Source organism: Enterobacter mori (assembly GCF_025244905.1).
Lineage (GTDB): Bacteria > Pseudomonadota > Gammaproteobacteria > Enterobacterales > Enterobacteriaceae > Enterobacter > Enterobacter mori_A.
Genome location: NZ_CP104285.1, coordinates 3297405 through 3319634, shown reverse-complemented (window position 1 = coordinate 3319634; position 22230 = coordinate 3297405). Strand labels below are relative to the sequence as shown.

Genomic DNA, 22230 nt, shown 5'->3' with positions numbered 1-22230 from the left:
TTTCACTCTGCGAGTTAAAGTACCAGCGCTGCGATAGAGGCAGACAGTACGCTCACCAGCGTAGAACCGTACACCAGCTTCAGGCCGAAGCGAGAAACCACGTTACCCTGCTCTTCGTTCAGGCCTTTAATCGCACCGGCGATAATACCGATGGAAGAGAAGTTTGCGAAGGAAACCAGGAACACGGACAGAATGCCTTCCGCACGTGGAGAGAGCGTGCTGGCAATTTTCTGCAGATCCATCATTGCGACGAACTCGTTAGAAACCAGTTTGGTTGCCATGATGCTGCCAACCTGCAGTGCTTCATGAGCCGGAACACCCATCACCCATGCAATTGGATAGAAGATGTAGCCCAGGATACCCTGGAATGAGATACCGAGCACCGCTGCGAACAGGGCGTTCAGGGCTGCGATCAACGCGATAAAACCAATCAGCATAGCAGCAACAATAATGGCGACTTTGAAGCCTGCCAGAATGTATTCACCCAGCATTTCAAAGAAGCTCTGCCCTTCATGCAGGTTTGACATCTGGATGTTCTCTTCGCTTGCATCAACACGGTAAGGGTTGATCAGCGACAGCACAATAAAGGTGCTGAACATGTTCAGCACCAGCGCCGCCACCACGTATTTTGGCTCCAGCATGGTCATGTACGCACCCACGATAGACATGGATACGGTAGACATTGCGGTTGCCGCCATGGTGTACATGCGGTTACGGGACATTTTGCCCAGAATATCTTTATACGCGATGAAGTTTTCTGACTGACCGAGGATCAGTGAGCTCACGGCGTTAAACGATTCCAGTTTGCCCATGCCGTTCACTTTAGACAGCAGGAAACCAATCGCACGGATAACCACCGGCAGAACGCGGATGTGTTGCAGAATACCAATCAGTGCAGAGATGAAGACGATAGGGCACAGCACCTTCAGGAAGAAGAAGGCCAGTCCTTGATCGTTCATGCTGCCAAAGACGAAGTTAGTCCCTTCGTTAGCAAACCCGAGCAGTTTTTCGAACATCTCGGAGAAGCCTCTCACGAAGCCGAGGCCAACGTTGGAGTTCAGGAAGAACCACGCAAGTAATACTTCAATGACCAGCAGTTGGACAACATAGCGAATACGAATATTTTTGCGGTCTGTGCTGACCAGCAATGCGAGTGCAGTAACGACAACGAGTGCCAGGACAAAATGAAGGACGCGGTCCATATTTGCTCCAAATATGAGGCAGGTTTAATTTTCGTGCACATTCTATGTAACAAGCGAAAAGAAAACGAGATCAAGAACACACTATAGTTACATCCTGTGACGAGTCTCAAAAATAGTGATCAACAATACATTTTTGTTATGTTAGGTAAATGAGTGAAAAGTTAAGTTTGTGTGCTAGGCTTCACAAAAGTGTGCGCTAGCTTTGTTTCGTTTAGAGCACCCGCATCTCACCTGCCCATCTATTGTCAAAAGCTATCAGAGAAATCATTACAAACCTTACAAATGATCTTGATAATCATTCTCATTTTGATAGCATTAAACATAGCAAAGGCTATATTTCAGAGGCAGAAATGACAAACAGTCGCGTAGAGGGTAGCAGTGGCAGAGCAGCGCGCAAGTTGCGGTTCGCATTAATGGGACCTGCGTTCATTGCTGCCATTGGCTATATCGATCCGGGCAATTTTGCGACCAACATTCAGGCCGGCGCCAGCTTCGGCTACAAATTACTGTGGGTGGTAGTCTGGGCAAACCTGATGGCCATGCTGATCCAGATGCTCTCAGCGAAGCTCGGCATTGCCACGAGCAAAAACCTGGCAGAGCAGATCCGCGACCACTACCCGCGTCCGGCGGTTTGGCTGTACTGGGTCCAGGCTGAAATTATCGCTATGGCAACCGACCTTGCCGAATTCATAGGGGCTGCGATTGGATTTAAACTGATCCTCGGCGTGTCGCTGCTGCAGGGGGCCGTGCTGACCGGGATTGCGACTTTCCTTATTCTGATGCTGCAGCGTCGCGGGCAGAAGCCGCTGGAAAAAGTCATCGGTGGTCTGCTGCTGTTCGTTGCTGCAGCCTATATTGTGGAGCTGATCTTCTCCCAGCCGAATCTGGCGCAGCTGAGTAAAGGGATGGTGATCCCAAGTTTGCCCACCTCTGAAGCGGTATTCCTGGCTGCTGGCGTCCTCGGTGCAACCATTATGCCGCATGTGATTTACCTGCACTCCTCTCTGACACAACATCTGCACGGTGGTACCCGTAAGGAACGCTATTCCGCGACAAAATGGGATGTCGCGTTTGCCATGACGATTGCCGGTTTCGTGAATCTGGCGATGATGGCCACCGCCGCTGCCGCTTTCCACTTTAATGGCCACACGGGGATTGCCGATCTCGATCAGGCTTATCTGACGCTGGAACCGTTACTGAGCCATGCCGCAGCAACGATATTTGGGCTGAGCCTGGTGGCTGCTGGCCTCTCTTCCACGGTGGTAGGCACGCTGGCGGGACAAGTGGTGATGCAGGGATTCGTGCGTTTCCATATTCCGCTGTGGGTGCGTCGCGCCGTCACCATGCTGCCGTCGTTTATTGTGATTTTGATGGGGCTGGATCCAACCCGCATTCTGGTGATGAGCCAGGTCCTGCTGAGTTTTGGTATTGCCCTTGCGCTGGTGCCATTGTTGATTTTTACCAGCGATAAAACACTGATGGGCGATCTCGTAAACTCGACGCTGGTGAAAAGGACCGGGTGGGCGATTGTGGTCGTGGTGGTGGCGCTGAATCTGTGGTTGTTAGTCGGAACCGCGCTGGGTCTTTAAAACAAAAAAGGAGCCTAAAGGCTCCTTTTTACGTTAGTGACGATGGCCGTGACCACCATGACCATGACCTTTACCACCGCGTCCGCCCCAGCCGCCACGACGGTCATCGCGATCGTTCCAGCCTTCACGGTAGCCGCGTTCATAGGCGTTGTTTTTATACCAGCCGCGATGCAGGCCATTATCATGCCTGCGCCAGCGGTCACCACGCCATTCATAATGACGGTTCCAGTAGTCACGGTCGCGCCAGTAGCCACCGTCCCAGTATCTGCCGTAGTCATCACGATCGCCAATTTGTAATTTTACTGATGGCAACAGGGTGATCTCGCCAGCATTGGCGACCAGCGGGGCAGAAGCCAGTAATACCGCTGCTAAAATCAGTGACCTGAACATACTCTTCTCCTTCACGATCGGGGCCTTGTGGGCCTGTTAACGCAATATTACGAGTTGGTAAAGCCTCGTTTCATCGCCTTAACTCCGAATTCATCGGTGAGAGCACTTTTTGCTAAAAGTGGCTTTAGTTTGTTCAGCCCAGTATTTCTTCGATTTGTGTCAATTCATCTTCCGAGAAATGGCGATTGTCCAGCATGCCCACCGCGTCATCAATTTGCGCGGTTTTACTTGCCCCAATCAGTACGGAGGTTACGGTGTCGTGGCGTAAAATCCAGGCCAGTGCCATCTGCGACAGCTTCTGACCACGGCGTTCGGCCAGGGCGTTTAACTTGCGCACTTTTTCCAGCTTTTCTTCGGTGAGCTGATCCGGGTTCAGGAACTTGCTGCCGCTGGCCGCACGAGAGTCCGCTGGAATGCCGTTCAGATAACGGTTGGTTAATTGACCACCTGCGAGAGGAGAGAAGGGAATACACCCAACCCCTGTCTGCTGCAGTACATCCAGCAAACCCGCTTCAGGGGCACGCTCAAACATCGAATATTTAGGCTGGTGGATAAGACAAGGCGTACCGAGGTCGCCAAGGATTTCAATTGCCTGACGCGCCAGTTCCGTAGGGTAGTTGGATAACCCGACGTACAGCGCCTTGCCCTGTCGCACCAGATGGTCGAGCGCTTTCATTGTTTCCTGAAGCGGTGTTTCCGGGTCCGGGCGGTGATGATAGAAGATGTCGACATACTCCAGCCCCATGCGCTTCAGGCTCTGATCCAGACTTGATATCAGGTATTTACGCGAGCCCCAGTCGCCGTAGGGACCGTCCCACATGGTATATCCTGCTTTCGTCGAGATAATTAACTCATCGCGCCAGGGGAGAAAATCTTCCAGCAAAATGCGCCCAAAATTACGTTCGGCTGAACCGGGAGGAGGACCATAGTTATTGGCAAGGTCGAAATGCGTAATCCCCAAATCGAACGCGCGCTGTAAAAGTTGACGGCTGTTTTCGATGAGTGTGGCATCGCCAAAGTTATGCCAAAGCCCAAGCGAGATGGCGGGCAATTTCAGCCCGCTTTGTCCGCAGCGGCGATACTGCATTGTCTGATAACGATTTTTATCCGGCTGATAACGCATGATCGTGACCTCTGACGCTGATAAGAAAAACGTGTGTATACGGTTACACTAACGCGAAGAAAGAGAGAATAGCGCAGCATTTTTTGTAAAGCATTCTTTCCAACTCCTTCTTACTGCCTTTTCTGGACAGTCATCACGCTTATTTAATACTCAAGGTGAGAACAACATTAGAAGGATACCTGTTTATGCGTACCCCATACTGCGTCGCCGATTACCTGCTGGACCGTCTGACAGATTGTGGAACCGATCATCTGTTTGGCGTGCCGGGCGACTATAACCTGCAGTTTCTCGACCATGTAATAGACAGCCCGGATATCTGCTGGGTGGGCTGTGCCAACGAGCTTAACGCGTCCTATGCCGCCGACGGTTATGCCCGATGTAAGGGTTTTGCCGCGCTGTTAACCACATTCGGCGTCGGAGAGTTAAGCGCCATGAACGGGGTGGCGGGTAGCTTTGCCGAACACGTTCCCGTGTTACATATTGTGGGGGCGCCGGGAATAGCAGCGCAGCAAAAAGGAGAGTTATTGCACCATACCTTAGGTGACGGTGAGTTCCGTCATTTTTATCATATGAGTGAACCTATCACCGTCGCTCAGGCGATCCTGACCGAACAAAATGCCTGCTACGAAATTGACCGCGTGTTGACCACCATGCTGCGCGAACGCCGTCCGGGCTATTTGATGTTGCCTGCGGATGTGGCGAAAAAAGCCGCGACTCCACCGGTAAGCGCTCTCACCGTTAAGCCTGTTCACGCGGACAATGCCTGTCTCAAAGCGTTTCGTGATGCCGCCAGGAGTCGCCTGGCCATGAGCAAGCGGACCGCGCTGCTGGCTGATTTTCTGGTGCTCCGCCATGGGCTAAAACCTGCGCTGCAGAAATGGGTGAAAGAGGTGCCGATGGCACACGCCACCATGTTGATGGGGAAAGGGATTTTTGATGAGCGGCAGGCGGGTTTCTACGGCACTTACAGTGGTTCAGCGAGCGCGGAGCCGGTCAAAGAGGCGATTGAAAGAGCTGACACGGTGCTGTGCGTTGGAACGCGGTTTACCGATACCCTGACCGCCGGGTTCACTCACCAGCTTACTCCAGCTCAAACCATTGAAGTGCAGCCTCATGCTTCCCGCGTGGGCGACGTCTGGTTTACGGGCATTCCCATGCTGCAGGCGATTGAGACGCTGGCAGAGTTATGCAAACAACATGTGCACGAAAGCCCTGCACCCTCTACACACAGTGGTTTTGCCTGGCCTGCAGAGGGCGCTTCGCTCACGCAGGAGAACTTCTGGAGCACGCTGCAAACCTTCATTCGCCCCGGCGACATAATTCTTGCCGATCAGGGCACCTCGGCGTTTGGCGCGATCGATCTTCGCTTGCCTGCGGACGTTAATTTTATCGTTCAGCCACTCTGGGGGTCGATTGGCTACACGCTGGCGGCGGCCTTTGGCGCGCAGACGGCATGCCCGGACCGGCGCGTGATTGTCCTGACCGGGGATGGTGCCGCACAGCTGACGATTCAGGAAATGGGCTCCATGCTGCGCGATAAACAGCACCCGATTATCCTGGTGCTCAATAACGAAGGGTACACGGTTGAGAGGGCCATACACGGGCCTGAACAGCGGTACAACGATATCGCCCTGTGGAACTGGACGCAGATCCCGCAGGCACTCAGCCTGGATCCTCAGGCTGAATGCTGGCGGGTCAGTGAAGTCGAGCAACTGGCGGATGTGCTGGAAAAAGTGGCGCACCATGAGCGGCTTTCGCTCATTGAGGTTATGCTGCCCAAAGCGGATATTCCCCCGTTGTTGGGCGCGATAACCAAAGCGCTGGAGGCGCGAAATAGCGCCTGATCACTTATCGTTTCGCCAGGCCATCATCATCGGTTTGCCCGCCAGCAGGAGCCAGGCGGGCAACATCACGATACAGAGCAGAGGGAAGAGGGTAGAGTCAGGCACCACGACGGCGGCCATAAACAGGCTCAGCCAGGCATCCCGCGTCACGACCAGTACCAGCCCGAGAATCGAGCACGAAACGGTTATCGCAGCCGGTACGGCGTCTACATGCTCGTGCAACATCAGACCTAACGCAACCCCGACAAACACTGCCGGGAAGATGCGTCCGCCTCGAAAACCGCACGCGGCGGCCACGACCAGCGCCGCCAGCTTTATCACCGCAAACAGCAGATAATCCGACACGCTGAAGACCTGACTGAATGCCAGCTGCTGCATTTCGTCCAGGCCTTTAAACAGCGTCACTTTTCCGCCGATGGCGCCCAGTATGCCGAGAAGCAGCCCACCGACGCCCAAAATCAGCACCGGATGTTTGAGCTTATGCATCAGCCGATGCAGGCGCGGAAGACACCATACCGCGACCATGCCCAGCGCAATGGCGATGGCGACCACAATTGCGCCGCTGAAGATGTCCGCGACCTGCATCTGGCCATAGTGGGGGAGAGGGAGGGAGAAGTGGGGATGGACAAAAAGGCTGGTGGTCAACGCACCGGCAGCGGCGGCCATCAGCGGCGCAAAGAGTTTATCCCAGAGCGGGACGTCATTATTACCGCTCAGCGTCTGGGAGAAGATCAGCGCGGCGGCGACGGGAGTGCCGAACAGCGCGCCGATGGTGCCGGCAGAGGCCAGGATCGTCCAGTCCAGCGCGTTAACGCGCGGTAAAATGCGCGAACCCAGGAAAACCGCCAGCGCGATATTGACCGCCATGATCGGATGTTCAGGCCCCAGGCTGACGCCGCCCGCCAGACCCACGATCAGCGCAACGATCAGTCCCGGCAGCGCTGCCGGGCTGACGGGCGCGCCGATCAACGGTTCCTGCGCGGGATCGGGCCCGGCATGGTCCGGACTGAAACGAATCACCAAACCCACTGCAATACCGGTGAGCGTCAGCATGACGATAATCCATACAGGAGAATCAGGGCTGAAGCCAATATTGGCAGGCAGGGCGGTCCATAACATCGTTTGCAGTACCGACGCGACTTTCATCACGACGATGAGCACCAGGCTTGAAGCAACGCCAATAACGAGCGCCGGTATTGCTAATAACAGCATGGTTCTGGCTCGCGGGTGGAGCATGATGATTTCCTTGTACAAAACGGTATAACGTTACTTTGCACAATCAGCTTTATGGCAATAGTGCAAAAGGTGCTGAAACGGTAAAGTTATTCTGTGACGAAGATCGATAATCCTGGGGCATTCACTTTCTGGTCGTTGTTGTTATCACGCCTTGAATTTACAGTGTTCCAAAGATTTATTCTGACTTTAGCGGAGCAGTAGAAGAATGACAAAGTATGCTTTGGTAGGTGATGTGGGCGGCACGAACGCGCGCCTTGCACTCTGCGATGTAAATAGCGGTGACATTTCCCAGGCGAAAACCTATTCAGGGCTGGATTATCCAAGTCTGGAAGCCGTGGTTCGCGTATATCTTGAAGAGCATAAGGTCAGCGTCGAAGACGGCTGTATCGCTATTGCGTGCCCGATTACCGGTGACTGGGTGGCTATGACCAACCACACCTGGGCCTTCTCCATTGCCGAAATGAAAAAAAACCTCGGCTTTGCGCATCTTGAAATTATCAATGACTTCACGGCAGTATCGATGGCGATCCCGATGCTGAAGCCGGAACACCTTATCCAGTTTGGCGGCACGGCGCCGGTCGAAGGCAAGCCGATTGCGGTTTACGGCGCGGGAACCGGGCTGGGCGTCTCTCACCTTGTCCACGTCGATAAGCGCTGGGTCAGTCTGCCGGGTGAAGGCGGTCACGTGGATTTCGCACCGAACAGTGAAGAAGAGGGCATTATCCTCGAAGAGTTACGTGCTGAGATCGGCCACGTTTCTGCTGAGCGCGTGCTGTCGGGCCCCGGGCTGGTCAATTTGTACCGTGCGATTGTGAAATCTGATGGCCGTCTGCCTGAAAATCTGCAGCCTAAAGACGTGACCGAGCGCGCACTGGCGGACAGCTGCATCGATTGTCGTCGTGCCTTGTCCCTGTTCTGCGTGATTATGGGTCGCTTCGGCGGCAACCTGGCGCTGACGCTGGGCACGTTTGGCGGCGTCTATATTGCGGGCGGTATCATGCCGCGCTTCCTCGAGTTCTTTAAAGCCTCTGGTTTCCGCGGCGGCTTTGAAGATAAAGGACGCTTCAGAAGCTACGTGCAGGACATCCCTGTTTACCTGATTGTGCACGATAATCCTGGGCTGCTTGGCTCTGGTGCGCATTTGCGTCAGGTTCTGGGGCAAATTCTCTGATGTTAATTCCCCTCTCCTGCGGGAGAGGGGAACGCTCACAGGTGCATCAACTGGCGAAACTCTTTTACCTTGCTGCGGCTCACCGGCACCTGGAAGTCGAGATCCTTCAGACGCAAAATATACGTGTTGTTAAACCAGGGTTCGATCTCTCGGATCTTGTTCAAATTGACGCAAAACGAACGATGGCAGCGAAAGAAGTGCGCCGCGGGTAGCTTGCTGCAAAACTCGGTGATGTTCATCGCCATCACGTACGATTCACGTCGCGTATAGACAAACGTCATCTTTTCATGTGCTTCGGCGTAATAAATATCGTCGATAGGCGTGACGATAATCCTTTCATCTTTCACCAGATTAATGGTGTCATTCTCCCGGATAGCAGGGCTTGCGGTCGCAGGCGCGGCTTGCTGTTTCCATGCCCCTTCCAGCTTTTGCAGCATGCTGATAATACGCGACTCCTGATAAGGCTTCAGGATGTAGTCAAACGCTTCCAGCTCGAAGGCCTCCACGGCGTGCTCTTTCCACGCGGTAACAAAGACAATAAAGGGCTTGTGGGCAAACTGATTAATATTTTGCGCCAGCAGCACGCCATCCAGCGACGGAATATTAATATCGAGAAAAATGGCATCGACCCGGTTGTGCTGGAGGAACTTCAGCACGTCCAGGCCATCTTCGAAGGTGCCTACAATCTCCATCTGGCTGTGCGTTTTGATGAGCCAGCTCAGCTCCTGTTGAGCCAGAACCTCATCTTCCACAATGATGACTTTCATCTGTAACTCCGGCCTATGGCATCAGGGATATCGGTGCATGAACGGGGGTGCGTTCATTCGGCACGTAAAACGCGATTTCTGTGCCCGGCTCCAGGCGATGAATGTGCAGCCCGTCGCCGTACAGCAGTTTGACCCGGTGGTGGACATTCAAAAGGCCAATCTTATTGCCCGGCATTTCGTTGGATCCCACGCGTTCAATGACCTTTGGGTCGATACCGTGGCCGGTATCGCGCACCGCAATGCGCACGCGATTACCGCTCTCGGTTACGCTAATGGTCACTACACCTTTGCCTTTGCACGGCTGAATACCGTGGACAATGGCGTTTTCCACCAGCGGCTGGATCAGCAGGCTTGGGATCACGCAGTTGACCTCTTCATCAATATCGTAAATGACGGTGAGCTTATCGCCAAAGCGGGCCTGCTCGATCGCGATGTAATCTTTGATTTGATAAAGCTCTTTTTTGATGTCGATCTGCTCGTCATCTTTCAATTCAATGTTGTAGCGCAGATAGCGTGACAGGTTGAAAATAAGCTGGCGGGCGGTGTCCGGATTAAGGCGAATGGAGGAGGAGATGGCGTTCAGCGCGTTAAACAGGAAATGAGGATTAATTTTACTTTGCAGCGCGCGTAGCTCTGCCTTATTTGCCATTTCGCGCAGCTGCTCCGCGCGCGAAACTTCCAGTTGAGTTGAGATGATTTGCGACAGACCAATTGCCATTTCCTGCAATGAGGAGGTGATCTGGTGCGCATGGCAGTAGTAAATCTTCAGCGTGCCCGTGACGACCCCTTTCTCCCACAATGGGATCACCAGCATGGAATGTATTTCGGGCGTCCTGTGAGCTTCATCATTGTTTTTAATGATGATTTTACCGTAGTTGATCGCCTGTCGGGTGGTCGGGCTGATGGTGTCGTCGTTGTCACGATAGTTGTGTTCCCCGACGCCCACGTAGGCCAGCACGTGGTCGATATTGGTGATGGCGACGGCATCGGCGTGAATATCGCGACGGATGATATCGCAGACCTGGCGTAAAGACTCAACGTTAACGTGGCGGAACAGCGGCAGCGTTTTGTTGGCAATATCGAGTGCCAGCTTGGCTTGACGTGCGGCGCTGGCCTCTTTTTCCCCTTCCACACTCTGCACCAGCAGCACAATAAAGCCGATGCAGACGCTGCCGAGGATCATCGGAATACCGATTTTCGAGACAATATCCAGCCCAAGAGCGGTCGTGGGCGCCCACAGTACAACCAAAATCATGGTCAAGGTTTCACACACCATGCCCGCGATGATCCCGGCGCGCCAGTGCTGTTTTTTTGGGAATTTGCGGTTAATCCAGCCGGAAAGGATCCCGGCGATAATGCTGGTAATAAAGCACGGAATAGCCGTCACGCCGCCGATATCAATCAAATAGCGGTGTGTACCGGCAATCAATCCGGTGATCACCCCAACCCAGGGGCCAAACAGTATTCCGCCTGACATCACGGCGATAATGCGCACGTTCACCAGCGACCCTTCGACAGGCACCCCCGACCAGGTACTGAAAAGGGCAAACATCGAAAAGATGGCGGTCACGGCCAGCAGTTCTTTTGGCGAGTGCGCTGACTTGTGCAGAAGCTCGCGGAACAGGCGAATGCGAATGAGGAAAAAAAGACAAATCAGCATTAGCGCTGCGCGATCAAATACCGCCAGCAGCATATCGAATATTTCGTGCACAAGTGAACCTGGAGAATCGGGAAAGAACCATGATAAAAAACCTGGCGCGTATTGACCAGCTATCCGTCAGGTTTATCAAATGAGGAAAAACCACAGGTTACAAAGGGGATTGTGCGGAAAGTTCTTAAGTCCGGCTGAATTTTTCTGAACGAAGCGCAGCGAGGTAATGGTTATGATAACACCATGTTAAATAACAGCTATTAAAAAAACATTTTGCGTCATCAGCCTTCCGCTTTTAGCGACAGCAGGGTTCCTGTTTTAATGCGATATCTTTTTTTTACTTTCCCTCTCGACAGCATGTTTTTTTTCAGGTTATTTTCTAAGCACGCCACATCAGTGGCAGCGTCGCTCGGACGGTCCGGGCGCTAACGTTAATCTGAGGAATCTATGGCTGAATTCAGTCCTGAACGCCGTTTTACGCGTATCGATCGTCTCCCCCCTTATGTTTTCAATATCACTGCTGAGCTGAAGATGGCTGCGCGTCGGCGCGGCGAGGACATCATTGATTTCAGCATGGGTAACCCTGACGGCCCAACGCCGCCGCATATTGTTGAGAAACTCTGTACGGTTGCCCAGCGTCCGGATACGCATGGTTACTCAACTTCTCGCGGTATTCCTCGACTACGTCGTGCCATTTCCCGCTGGTACCAGGATCGCTACCAGGTGGACATCGATCCTGAAAGTGAAGCCATTGTCACCATCGGCTCGAAAGAAGGGCTGGCACACCTGATGCTGGCGACGCTGGATCACGGTGATACCGTGCTGGTGCCAAACCCCAGCTATCCGATCCATATCTACGGTGCGGTGATTGCTGGCGCGCAGGTGCGTTCTGTACCGCTAGTGGAAGGCGTAGACTTCTTTAACGAACTGGAACGCGCGATTCGTGAAAGCTACCCGAAACCAAAGATGATGATCCTCGGTTTCCCGTCGAACCCAACCGCCCAGTGCGTAGAACTGGAATTCTTTGAAAAAGTCGTTGCACTCGCCAAACGCTACGACGTGCTGGTGGTTCACGACCTTGCCTATGCGGATATTGTCTACGACGGATGGAAGGCACCTTCAATTATGCAGGTGCCGGGTGCACGCGATGTGGCGGTCGAGTTCTTCACGCTGTCGAAAAGTTACAACATGGCGGGCTGGCGCATTGGCTTTATGGTAGGTAACAAGACGCTGGTAAATGCGCTCGCACGTATTAAGAGTTACCACGACTACGGCACATTTACGCCGCTACAGGTTGCTGCAATTGCTGCGCTTGAAGGCGATCAGCAGTGTGTACATGATATTGCCGCCCAGTATAAGCGGCGTCGCGATGTGCTGGTGAAAGGTCTTCATGAAGCGGGCTGGATGGTAGAAATGCCGAAGGCATCCATGTACGTCTGGGCTAAAATTCCTGAGCCCTATGCGGCAATGGGGTCGCTGGAGTTTGCCAAGAAGCTCCTGCAGGATGCGAAGGTGTGCGTCTCACCGGGCATCGGTTTTGGCGATTATGGCGATACCCACGTGCGGTTTGCGTTGATTGAAAACAGCGACCGCATTCGTCAGGCGGTCAGGGGGATTAAGAGCATGTTCCGGGCTGACGGGCTTCTCTCATCAAAAAGTGTGGCTGAACAGCCCGAAACCTGACGACACAAAAAAACAGGCGCCTTGAGCGCCTGTTTTTTTGACTGCATGTTCTTTGCTAGATCATCAGGGCAAAGGTTCCGGCCCAGACTAAAACAATCACCGAAATGCCCATAAAGAAATATTTCACGTTTCATCACTCCGCGTATCTTGTGGTACGCATTCAAAAACAGAGTCCACCTGATTATAGAGAGTTGAAATCGGGCTAAAACGGAAATCGGAATTATCCCGCTACGCCTCAGACTCCACCTCAGAATTCTGCGCTTCCCATTGTCAGACGGCGCTAATGTACGCCTAAAAATGGGGGGTGACAAGTGGGATTTTTCTAAATACTTTCCGATACTTACGAGTGTCGTGGAACGGCGACAGTTTGATTTCAGTACGCAATAAATTCCCGTTGAGCGACGCAGAAAAAAGACGGTTGCTCAGGGTAATTACAGGTGATTGAAAAGGTTAGTTTCTTAGCGAAACTAACCTTCTGGAAGGCTTAAATATAGAGAGAGGCTTCGCCCAGCGGACGGGTTTTGAAGCGGCGGTGCATCCACAAATACTGCTCAGGTGCACGCATGATCTCGAACTCGATAACCTTGTTGATAAAGGTCGCGGCTTCACACTCATTTTCCGGGTAGTTGGCCATTTCGGGGGAGATGTGCAAGCGATAACCTGATTTATCCGCTTTTCTGACCATCGTTACGGTCAGCATGGCGGCAGCAGAAAGGCGTGAAATCACAAAGGTGCCATTGGTCGTGGCAACGTCTTTAACCGCGAAGAAAGGCGCGAAGCTACTGCCTTTACGGCCATAATCCTGATCGGGTGCAAACCAGACGGCCTCACCTTTTTTCAGCGCACCGACCATGCCGCGCAGATTGTTACGGCTGATCATCGCCTTGTTCGAGCGCATACGACCGCGAGTCTGAACCCACTCCATCAGCGCGCTGTTGTGCGGGCGGTAGGTTGCCATCATCGGCTGGCAAAGACCCATCACGCGACCGCCGAGTTCGAGGGACATAAAGTGAACCCCGACGACCATCACGCCCCGATTCTGCGTCTGGGCACGTTTCAGGTTATCCAGACCTTCTACATCAAACCATTTACGCACGCGTTCATCAGACCAGAACCAGGCCATACCGGTTTCCAGCAATGCCATGCCGATAGATTTAAAGTTTTCAGCGATCAGCTTTTCGCGCTGCTGCGCATTGTAATGCGGAAAGCAAAGTTCAAGATTTTTACGTGCGATAGACTCGCGACGTTTAAGGAAATAGCGCGATGCGCTGCCGAGTCTGGAGCCTAGTATGCGAATCACCGGATAAGGAAGTTGTACCAGCAACCAAAGTACGCCAAGACCAAACCATGTAAACCAGTAACGCGGGTGCAAAAACGCGCGTTTGAATTTGGATTGAGACAAAATAGAGGAACCTATGTAAAGCCGGTGAAAGTAGCGCATATTGCGATACCACGTGCCTATTAGACCGTAGTACAAGGTCATGGTTGCAGGCTTTACCGATCTTTACGGCGTTACCTGGCCATTGCTGACATTGGATGGGCGGCATAATGTAGCACCGTTATACGATTTGTGCTATTACTCGTTTTTGATTAAAAAAGCGACACTTTGGCAGACCGTTGATTTTACGATTGTTATAGCGACGAGTCTCGGAGAAGTGGCATGGGACGGGGAAAAGCACGTGAGCAGTTCAGGAAGTGTCCCCTGCAGGAATCGAACCTGCAACTAGCCCTTAGGAGGGGCTCGTTATATCCATTTAACTAAGGGGACGAGGCGGCACGAGTATAACGTTAATTACACTTTGCGTTAAGCGCATTGCCGCCTGACTGCTCAAAGAGTCACCATTCAGGCCGATTTTTTTGCCGATTTTTCATTATCTTCCTGTGCCTTGAGCTCGGCCTTACGCTTGTTCGACATATCATTGCGGATTTGCGCATGGCTCAACAGCGCGAAGATAAAGGTCCCGCCGCAAATATTACCGGCCAGCGTTGGCAGGGCGAACGGCCAGAAAAAATCGCTCCAGTGAAGCGTACCATTAAAGACCAGATAGAGAATTTCAACGGTACCCACCACGATGTGCGTGGTATCGGCGAGCGCAATAAGCCAGGTCATCAGGATGATCACTACAATCTTTGCGCTGCCTGCCGAAGGGAACATCCACACCATAGTGGCGATGATCCAGCCGGAGATAATCGCATTAGAGAACATCTCTAAGGGCGTGTTTTTCATCACATCCATGCCAATTTTTACAAACGCATCCCGGGTGGGTTCATCAAATATCGGCATATACTCAAAGGCCCAGGCTGCGATGCCTGTACCAATGATATTCCCAAGCAATACCACGCTCCAGAGCCGCATCAGCAAGCCGAAATTGCCCAGGGTAGGGTTTTGCATCACCGGCAGCACGGCAGTGACGGTGTTTTCAGTAAAGAGCTGCTGGCGCGCCATGATGACGATGATAAAGCCGAAGGTGTAGCCAAGATTCTCCAGTAAAAAGCCACCGGGCACCCCCTCCAGCTGGACATGAAATATTCCTTTGGCCAGTAGCGACGCCCCCATCGAGAGACCGGCAGCAATCGCCGACCAGAACAGGGCCATGGCATCGCGTTCCATCTCCTTTTCGCCATCCTGGCGTATGTGTTCGTGGATCGCCATCGCACGGGATGGCAGGCGATCTTCATCAATCTCTATCTTCTGGCCACGCTCTTTTTCCTCACTCTCAATTTCAAGATCCTCATTGCTTTCACCAATTTTTTCTTCGCCCACGTCTTTCATAACCGCTCCTTGAGGATGAACTTTCTTTAAAGCGTAGCGGCTTTTATCGTGATGCCTGTGGGGATGCTCTTAAATTGGTGGCAATGGCAACAAAGGTGATACATCTCTTTCAAAGACATTATAAAATTGCCAGCGAAACGAATTCCTAAAGCCAGGCTATGCTGAGATCAGAGTGACGGTGGTTACTGCCCGTAATTGTGCTCATAGACATCGGGAAACGTGCTGTTACAATCACTTGCACGTTTTCATACGGAGCGCCAGATGCTCCGTTACGGATGGCAATCAACGATAGCCATACTGAACAGGGAGATAATTATGAAACTTCGGCTGTCGGCGCTTGCGCTGGGCGCGACGATGCTTGTGGGCTGCGCCAGCTCCGGGGAGCAGACGGGACGCTCCGATCCTCTTGAAGGATTTAACCGCTCGATGTACAGCTTCAACTATAACGTGCTGGATCCGTATGTGGTTCGCCCGGTAGCGGTGGCATGGCGCGATTATGTTCCGCAACCTGCGCGTAATGGATTAAGCAATTTCACCAGCAACCTGGAAGAGCCTGCGGTAATGGTGAACTATTTCCTGCAAGGTGACCCGTATCAGGGGATGGTGCACTTTACGCGCTTCTTCCTGAACTCCCTGCTGGGTATGGGCGGCTTCATTGATGTCGCTGGCATGGCAAACACAAAACTGCAGCGTGAACAGCCGCACCGTTTCGGCAGCACGCTGGGGCATTACGGTGTAGGTTATGGTCCGTATGTGCATCTGCCGTTCTATGGCAGTTTCACGGTGCGTGATGATGGCGGCGATATGGTGGATACGCTGTATCCGGTGCTGTCATGGCTGACCTGGCCGCTGTCGATTGGTAAGTGGACGGTGGAAGGGATTGAAACACGTGCGCAACTGCTGGACTCTGACGGTCTGCTGCGCCAGTCTTCTGACCCGTACATCATGGTGCGTGAGGCGTACTTCCAGAACCATGACTTCATTGCCAACGGTGGCAAGCTGAAGCCGGAAGACAATCCGAATGCGAAAGCCATCGAGAACGAACTTAAAGATATCGACTCGGAATAAATAAAAAAGGTGAGCAACGCTCACCTTTTTTGATCCCTGCGCGATTAGAACGCGTAGTTGAAGTTGGTCCCGAACAGCCAGGCTTTACCCTCAGAGGTAAACTCGTAAGGGCCTTCCTGGAACGTGACTTTCTGACCGTGCATATACGAGACGCCAGCGTCGATTGACGCATTTTCGTTGAACGCATATGTCGCGCCCGCACTCAACCAGAAGCGGTCCTGATCCGGAATAGAGATGGAACGCTTATCAGCCGGCACCGGGCTGTCATCAAACGCGATACCGGTACGGAACGTCCAGTTGTCGTCCATATAGTAGGTTGTACCCAGCGCAATACGGTATGCGTCGTGGAAACTTTCGTACTAATAGAACAGCGTCTGACCATTGCTGCCGGTCGCTTTCAACTCCTCGAACTGACTCCAGCTGGTGTACGCCAGGCTATAGTGAATCGCCCATTGAGGTGCGACGCGGTTGTAACCGGAAACTTCCCACATTTCTGGCAGATGCAGTGACAGTGAACCCGGTACGGTCTGGTTTGATGTGCCCCACGGAATGGTGGTGCCTGCACCCGGAACCATGCCGTTTACAGGGCTCAGGATGCCGCTTTTGTAATCGCCATCGAAATCAATTTTGACTTCGGAGCGATAGGTCAGACCCCAGCGGTTATTTTTGTCCAGCTCATACAGAATACCCGCGTTCCAGCCGTAGCCCCATTCATCACCTTTCAGACTGGCGATCTTATTGCTGTTTTTCGGCAGGGCGGCAGTTTGTTCACCGGAATAACGCTCGATTTTCGCATCAGCGTAGACGGCATTAAAGCCCAGACCAAAGCTCCAGCTCTCGTTCAGACGATAAGCACCGCTCAGGTTGAGGTTAAGCGTGGTCAGGTCGGTTTTACCGCCGTATTCCCCGGCCGGGTAATCGTTATTGAACTCGGTTGCCAGACCATAGTTAGAGGTAACTGACGCCCCCCAACCAAATTGTTCGTTAATCGGCGCAACGAAGTGCAGGTTGGGAACCCACGCGGTCGGCGCAATGTTATCCGCTTTCAGGCTCGCGCCGGTGAAAGGAGACTTGCCAGAAATATTGACATCAGGATCGATGTAAACAGCACCGGCAGAGAAGGTCGGGCGATCGAACATCATGATCAGCGCAGGGTTACGACTTGCGTTACCTGCGTCATCAGCAATAGCGCCTTCCCCGGAATACGCACGGCCAAGGCCAGAGGAAGAAAATTCGTTTAACTGGAAGCCCGCTGACCAGGCGGATGTTGAGACGATTGCCACTGCGACTGCCAGCGCAGTCTTTTTGAACAGGGTTTTCTGGCTCATGACCATAACCTCATTGAGTTATTTTTATTCAATAATTGTTACATACCGTAACAGGAGCGCGAAGTGTAGGGTCTGAGGTATGACATACAAATCAGACCAGTGGCGTGAGTATAGGTCTGACCAGCTAAGATGTTGCAAGTTTGTTTATTAATATTTTCAAACATGTTTCTTGAAACGAGATCTGGTTGGCAAAATTGTGACCAGCGAGACTCACCCGAAAGGGTGATTTTTGTTTTAGATCATTTTTTAGTGTGATATTGCTCACTTATCCGATTTTGCGTCATTAACGGCTGGAGAGAGCCAACGCCGGGGCGTAAAATATCAGCATCGTGTTTATCTCGCGCTTTGCGCGAATACAGAGGAAATTGAGCTATGAGTAAATGCAGTGCTGATGAAACCCCGGTTTGCTGCTGTATGGATGTTGGCACCATCATGGACAACACCGATTGCACCGCGTCTTACAGCCGTGTATTCACTAGCCGTGCCGAAGCGGAAGAAACCCTGGCCGCGCTGAGTCAGCGTGCGCGTGAAGTAGAATCCGATCCTTGCGAAATCAAGTCGACCTTTACCGAAGTGGAAGGTGGCGTGAAGCTGGACATCGACTTTGTTTTTGCGTGTGAAGCTGAAACGCTGATTTTCCAGCTGGGCCTGCGTTAATCCTTTTTGCCCGGCGGCGCTTCGCTTGCACGGGCCTACGATCATGTAGGCCGGGTCAGACAACGCCGCCACCCGGCAACATACCGCACAAATGCCTCTGCCATGCAGGGGCATTTTCTTTTTCTTCTCTGTGTTTTAGCTCGCATTTTTATGCTTCCCCGATTGGCTGAATGTAAAAAAATGGTTAAGACTGTTATCAGGTCAGACCACTTTATATTTGTGTAAAGTTTTTTACAGGGGAATGTTATGAGTCAGGCATTACCGCTTATCACCCGACAAGGTGATCGCATTGCCATTGTAAGCGGGTTGCGAACGCCGTTTGCGCGTCAGGCAACCGCCTTTCATGGTATACCGGCCGTCGATCTGGGAAAAATGGTCGTAGGCGAGATGCTGGCTCGCAGCGAAATTCCGCCTGAGGTCATCGAACAGCTGGTCTTCGGTCAGGTCGTGCAGATGCCTGAAGCCCCCAATATTGCACGTGAAATTGTTCTCGGTACGGGAATGAATGTGCATACCGATGCCTATAGCGTCAGCCGCGCGTGCGCGACCAGTTTTCAGGCGGTGGCTAACGTGGCCGAAAGCCTGATGGCGGGGACGATTCGCGCGGGTATCGCGGGCGGGGCGGACTCCTCTTCAGTGCTGCCGATTGGGGTAAGCAAAAAGCTGGCACGCATGCTCGTGGATGCCAACAAGGCCCGCACTACCAGCCAGAAACTTAAACTCTTCTCGCGTTTACGCCTGCGCGACCTGATGCCTGTTCCACCCGCGGTCGCTGAATATTCAACCGGCCTGCGCATGGGCGACACCGCTGAGCAGATGGCGAAAACCTACGGCATTACCCGCGAACAGCAGGATGCCCTGGCGCATCGTTCGCACCAGCTCGCTGCGAAGGCCTGGTCGGAAGGGAAGCTGGCCGACGAGGTCATGACCGCCTATATTCCCCCCTATCGAGAGCCTCTGGCAGAAGATAATAATATCCGTGGCACCTCGACGCTGGCGGATTACGCAAAACTGCGTCCGGCGTTTGACCGCAAGCATGGCACCGTGACGGCGGCAAACAGTACGCCGCTGACCGATGGTGCTGCAGCAGTGATCCTGATGACGGAGTCCCGCGCGAAAGAGCTGGGCATTAAACCGCTGGGGTATTTGCGCAGCTATGCGTTCACGGCGATTGATGTCTGGCAGGACATGCTATTAGGTCCGGCGTGGTCCACGCCGCTGGCCCTCGAACGAGCTGGTCTCACCCTCGCTGATTTAACGCTCATTGACATGCACGAAGCCTTTGCCGCACAAACCTTGGCAAACATCCAGCTGCTGGCAAGCGAGCGTTTCGCGCGCGATGTACTGGGCCGCGCGCACGCCACCGGCGAAGTGGATCAGAGCAAGTTTAACGTACTGGGTGGCTCCATTGCCTACGGTCATCCGTTTGCGGCCACGGGCGCGCGTATGATCACCCAAACATTACATGAACTCCGTCGCCGTGGCGGCGGGTTTGGCCTGGTCACCGCCTGCGCGGCGGGTGGCCTTGGTGCAGCAATGGTTCTGGAGGCGGAATAATGGACATGCCCTCTGCATTCAATCTTACGGTTCGCCTCGATAACGTCGCGGTTATCACTATTGATGTGCCTGATGAAAAGATGAATACCCTGAAGGCTGAATTCGGCACTCAGGTTCGCACCATGCTTAAGCAGATCCGCGAAAACAAAGCGATTCGCGGTCTGGTCTTTATTTCGGCCAAGCCGGACAACTTTATCGCCGGGGCGGATATCAACATGATCGCCCGTGCGCAAAGCGCTCAGGAAGCCGAAGATCTGGCGCGTCAGGGACAGCAGGTGATGGCCGAGATCCATGCGCTGTCGATCCCGGTTATCGCCGCCATTCACGGAGCCTGTCTTGGAGGCGGTTTAGAGCTGGCGCTGGCCTGCCATAGCCGCATTTGTACCGATGATGCAAAAACGGTGTTGGGCCTGCCGGAAGTGCAGTTAGGCCTGTTACCGGGATCGGGTGGAACGCAGCGTTTACCGCGACTGGTGGGGGTGAGTACCGCGCTGGAGATGATCTTAACCGGCAAGCAGCTTCGCGCCCGTCAGGCGCTGAAAGTGGGACTGGTCGATGAAGTGGTTCCCCACTCGATTTTGCTGGAGGCCGCCGTTGAGCTGGCGTTGAAAGGGCGTCAGGCAAAACGCCCTCTTCCTGTGCGTGAGCGCGTGCTGGCAGGGCCACTGGGGCGCGCGCTCCTGTTCAACATGGTAAGCAAAAAGACCGAGCAAAAAACCAAAGGCAACTACCCGGCGGCGAAGCGCATTCTTGAGGTCATTGAAGCCGGCTTGTCACAGGGCAGCAGCAGCGGTTATGCCGCCGAAGCAAAAGCCTTTGGTGAACTGGCGATGACGCCGCAGTCTCAGGCGCTGCGCAGCATCTTCTTTGCCAGCACTGACGTCAAAAAAGATCCGGGAAGCGATGCTGAACCTGCGCCGCTGCGTGCCGTTGGCGTGCTGGGGGGCGGGCTGATGGGCGGTGGAATTGCGTTCGTCACTGCCAGCAAAGGAAAATTGCCGGTGCGTATCAAAGACATTAATCCTAAGGGAATCAACCACGCCCTACAGTACAGCTGGCAGAACCTTGATCAGAAGGTTAAACGCCGCCATATCAAGGCAAGCGAGCGCGATAAAATACTCGCGATGATCACTGGCACCACGGACTACCGCGGTTTTACGCATCGCGATCTGGTGATAGAAGCCGTGTTTGAAGATCTGGCGCTCAAGCAGCAGATGGTGGCAGACGTTGAACAGCATTGCGGCCCGCATACGATCTTTGCTTCAAACACCTCGTCATTGCCGATTGGCGACATCGCGGCGAAAGCCTCACGACCGGAGCAGGTGATTGGGCTGCACTTCTTTAGCCCGGTCGAAAAAATGCCGCTGGTGGAAGTTATTCCACACGCGACCACCAGCCCGCAAACGGTCGCCACGGTGGTCAAGCTCGCCAAAAAGCAGGGCAAAACGCCGATTGTCGTGGCAGATAAAGCAGGCTTCTATGTCAATCGCATTCTGGCTCCCTACATTAATGAAGCAATGCGATTGCTGACGGAAGGGGAGAAGATTGAGCACGTCGATGAGGCACTGGTGAAGTTTGGTTTCCCTGTCGGCCCAATCCAACTTTTGGATGAGGTAGGAATAGATACCGGCACTAAAATTATACCTGTACTGGAAGCGGCTTACGGGGACCGTTTTAGCCCCCCTGCAAACATTGTTTCTGCAATTTTGAAGGACGATCGCAAAGGCAGAAAAAATGAACGCGGTTTCTATCTTTACGGGGCAAAAGGGCGTAAAAGCAAGAAACAGGTCGACCCTGCTGTTTATGGGCTTATTTCTGTTACCGGTCAGGGAAAACTGTCGTCAGCGCAGTGTGCTGAGCGTTGTCTGATGATGATGCTCAACGAAGCGGCGCGCTGTTTCGGCGAACAGGTGATCAAAAGCGCACGCGATGGTGACATCGGTGCCGTATTTGGTATTGGTTTCCCGCCGTTCCTTGGCGGCCCGTTCCGGTATATGGACACCCTCGGGGCGGGTGAAGTGGTTGCAATTCTGCAACGTCTGGCTTCGCAATATGGTCCACGGTTTACACCCTGTGACGAATTATTGCAGATGGCGGAACGGGGCCAGACATTTTGGCCTGCAAGGGAAACTGTCCTCGTAAGCTGAGGTCAAAGAAGGGTAAATCCTTCGGTGAGGAGACCTGTTTTGGC

The 22230-nt window shown here is 53.2% G+C and carries 17 protein-coding genes, 1 tRNA gene and 1 pseudogene; 8 read left to right on the top strand and 11 right to left on the bottom strand.

Annotated features, from left to right (window positions below):
* Positions 1 to 14: 14 nt before the first annotated feature.
* Positions 15 to 1202, bottom strand: coding sequence for a nucleoside permease NupC (gene nupC / locus N2K86_RS15605; RefSeq protein ID WP_260659211.1), 1188 nt, complete (start codon positions 1200 to 1202; stop codon positions 15 to 17).
* 350 nt (positions 1203 to 1552) lie between these two features.
* Here nupC and N2K86_RS15600 point away from each other — a divergent pair, with 350 nt between their 5' ends.
* Positions 1553 to 2791 (top strand): Nramp family divalent metal transporter, encoded by a 1239-nt coding sequence (locus N2K86_RS15600; protein ID WP_260659210.1) that lies wholly within the window; start codon positions 1553 to 1555, stop codon positions 2789 to 2791.
* A gap of 33 nt (positions 2792 to 2824) precedes the next feature.
* Here N2K86_RS15600 and N2K86_RS15595 read toward each other — a convergent pair whose 3' ends face one another.
* A complete protein-coding gene (locus N2K86_RS15595) occupies positions 2825 to 3181 on the bottom strand; it encodes a DUF2502 domain-containing protein (RefSeq protein ID WP_109081573.1) in 357 nt (118 codons plus the stop codon).
* Between the two features lie 133 nt (positions 3182 to 3314).
* Complete coding sequence (gene mgrA, locus N2K86_RS15590) at positions 3315 to 4304, bottom strand: L-glyceraldehyde 3-phosphate reductase (RefSeq protein WP_260659209.1); 990 nt, start codon at positions 4302 to 4304, stop codon at positions 3315 to 3317.
* 185 nt (positions 4305 to 4489) lie between these two features.
* Here mgrA and ipdC point away from each other — a divergent pair, with 185 nt between their 5' ends.
* Positions 4490 to 6148 (top strand): indolepyruvate decarboxylase, encoded by a 1659-nt coding sequence (gene ipdC / locus N2K86_RS15585; protein ID WP_260659208.1) that lies wholly within the window; start codon positions 4490 to 4492, stop codon positions 6146 to 6148.
* Here ipdC and N2K86_RS15580 read toward each other — a convergent pair whose 3' ends face one another.
* Positions 6149 to 7384: an ion channel protein gene (locus tag N2K86_RS15580; RefSeq protein ID WP_260659207.1), complete on the bottom strand. Its 1236-nt coding sequence runs from the start codon at positions 7382 to 7384 to the stop codon at positions 6149 to 6151.
* Positions 7385 to 7589: 205 nt separating this feature from the next.
* Between N2K86_RS15580 and glk the strand changes: the two genes are divergently transcribed.
* Positions 7590 to 8555: a glucokinase gene (gene glk, locus N2K86_RS15575; protein ID WP_089597886.1), complete on the top strand. Its 966-nt coding sequence runs from the start codon at positions 7590 to 7592 to the stop codon at positions 8553 to 8555.
* A 35-nt stretch (positions 8556 to 8590) separates the two neighbouring features.
* Here the strand turns inward: glk and N2K86_RS15570 are convergent, their stop codons facing one another.
* Together N2K86_RS15570 and N2K86_RS15565 are read right to left on the bottom strand one after the other, a co-directional pair.
* On the bottom strand, positions 8591 to 9322 hold the full coding sequence (locus N2K86_RS15570; RefSeq protein WP_260659206.1) for a LytR/AlgR family response regulator transcription factor: 732 nt from the start codon (positions 9320 to 9322) through the stop codon (positions 8591 to 8593).
* Positions 9323 to 9335: 13 nt separating this feature from the next.
* A complete protein-coding gene (locus N2K86_RS15565; RefSeq protein ID WP_260659205.1) occupies positions 9336 to 11033 on the bottom strand; it encodes a sensor histidine kinase in 1698 nt (565 codons plus the stop codon).
* Positions 11034 to 11420: 387 nt separating this feature from the next.
* Here N2K86_RS15565 and alaC point away from each other — a divergent pair, with 387 nt between their 5' ends.
* Entirely contained in the window at positions 11421 to 12656 is a 1236-nt protein-coding gene (gene alaC / locus N2K86_RS15560) for an alanine transaminase (RefSeq protein ID WP_260659204.1), read from the top strand.
* 55 nt (positions 12657 to 12711) lie between these two features.
* Here the strand turns inward: alaC and ypdK are convergent, their stop codons facing one another.
* From ypdK to N2K86_RS15540, 4 genes are all read right to left on the bottom strand, one after another.
* Entirely contained in the window at positions 12712 to 12783 is a 72-nt protein-coding gene (gene ypdK / locus N2K86_RS15555; RefSeq protein WP_099458937.1) for a membrane protein YpdK, read from the bottom strand.
* 357 nt (positions 12784 to 13140) lie between these two features.
* The gene (gene lpxP / locus N2K86_RS15550; protein WP_260661703.1) at positions 13141 to 14061 is read right to left on the bottom strand and encodes a kdo(2)-lipid IV(A) palmitoleoyltransferase; all 921 of its coding nucleotides are present in this window, start codon (positions 14059 to 14061) and stop codon (positions 13141 to 13143) included.
* A gap of 291 nt (positions 14062 to 14352) precedes the next feature.
* Positions 14353 to 14424 (bottom strand) — tRNA-Arg (locus N2K86_RS15545).
* Positions 14425 to 14499: 75 nt separating this feature from the next.
* Positions 14500 to 15429 carry a formate/nitrite transporter family protein gene (locus N2K86_RS15540; RefSeq protein ID WP_260659203.1) on the bottom strand — a complete coding sequence of 310 codons (930 nt, stop codon included), beginning with the start codon at positions 15427 to 15429 and terminating at the stop codon, positions 14500 to 14502.
* 315 nt (positions 15430 to 15744) lie between these two features.
* Between N2K86_RS15540 and mlaA the strand changes: the two genes are divergently transcribed.
* Entirely contained in the window at positions 15745 to 16497 is a 753-nt protein-coding gene (gene mlaA / locus N2K86_RS15535; RefSeq protein ID WP_010433199.1) for a phospholipid-binding lipoprotein MlaA, read from the top strand.
* Positions 16498 to 16541: 44 nt separating this feature from the next.
* On the opposite strand, the pseudogene fadL reads toward mlaA, so the two are convergent.
* Positions 16542 to 17825: pseudogene (fadL, locus tag N2K86_RS15530) on the bottom strand (long-chain fatty acid transporter FadL).
* Positions 17826 to 18197: 372 nt separating this feature from the next.
* Here fadL and N2K86_RS15525 point away from each other — a divergent pair.
* The 3 genes from N2K86_RS15525 (at position 18198) to fadJ (ending at position 22186) form a co-directional block, all read left to right on the top strand.
* Positions 18198 to 18482, top strand: a complete 285-nt coding sequence (locus N2K86_RS15525) for a YfcZ/YiiS family protein (protein WP_010433204.1) — start codon at positions 18198 to 18200, stop codon at positions 18480 to 18482.
* Positions 18483 to 18728: 246 nt separating this feature from the next.
* Positions 18729 to 20039, top strand: a complete 1311-nt coding sequence (fadI, locus tag N2K86_RS15520) for an acetyl-CoA C-acyltransferase FadI (protein ID WP_260659202.1) — start codon at positions 18729 to 18731, stop codon at positions 20037 to 20039.
* Positions 20039 to 22186 (top strand): fatty acid oxidation complex subunit alpha FadJ, encoded by a 2148-nt coding sequence (gene fadJ, locus N2K86_RS15515; RefSeq protein ID WP_260659201.1) that lies wholly within the window; start codon positions 20039 to 20041, stop codon positions 22184 to 22186. The genes fadI and fadJ overlap by 1 nt, the downstream gene beginning before the upstream one ends.
* Positions 22187 to 22230 lie beyond the last annotated feature (44 nt).

Coding starts and splice junctions, on each gene's coding strand:
- nupC (WP_260659211.1), bottom strand. CDS start 1,202: ATGGACCGCGTCCTTCATTTTGTCCTGGCACTCGTTGTCGTTACTGCA.
- mgrA (WP_260659209.1), bottom strand. CDS start 4,304: ATGCGTTATCAGCCGGATAAAAATCGTTATCAGACAATGCAGTATCGC.
- N2K86_RS15525 (WP_010433204.1), top strand. CDS start 18,198: ATGAGTAAATGCAGTGCTGATGAAACCCCGGTTTGCTGCTGTATGGAT.
- fadJ (WP_260659201.1), top strand. CDS start 20,039: ATGGACATGCCCTCTGCATTCAATCTTACGGTTCGCCTCGATAACGTC.
- N2K86_RS15580 (WP_260659207.1), bottom strand. CDS start 7,384: ATGCTCCACCCGCGAGCCAGAACCATGCTGTTATTAGCAATACCGGCG.
- alaC (WP_260659204.1), top strand. CDS start 11,421: ATGGCTGAATTCAGTCCTGAACGCCGTTTTACGCGTATCGATCGTCTC.
- glk (WP_089597886.1), top strand. CDS start 7,590: ATGACAAAGTATGCTTTGGTAGGTGATGTGGGCGGCACGAACGCGCGC.
- N2K86_RS15595 (WP_109081573.1), bottom strand. CDS start 3,181: ATGTTCAGGTCACTGATTTTAGCAGCGGTATTACTGGCTTCTGCCCCG.
- fadI (WP_260659202.1), top strand. CDS start 18,729: ATGAGTCAGGCATTACCGCTTATCACCCGACAAGGTGATCGCATTGCC.
- mlaA (WP_010433199.1), top strand. CDS start 15,745: ATGAAACTTCGGCTGTCGGCGCTTGCGCTGGGCGCGACGATGCTTGTG.
- N2K86_RS15540 (WP_260659203.1), bottom strand. CDS start 15,429: ATGAAAGACGTGGGCGAAGAAAAAATTGGTGAAAGCAATGAGGATCTT.
- N2K86_RS15570 (WP_260659206.1), bottom strand. CDS start 9,322: ATGAAAGTCATCATTGTGGAAGATGAGGTTCTGGCTCAACAGGAGCTG.
- N2K86_RS15600 (WP_260659210.1), top strand. CDS start 1,553: ATGACAAACAGTCGCGTAGAGGGTAGCAGTGGCAGAGCAGCGCGCAAG.
- ipdC (WP_260659208.1), top strand. CDS start 4,490: ATGCGTACCCCATACTGCGTCGCCGATTACCTGCTGGACCGTCTGACA.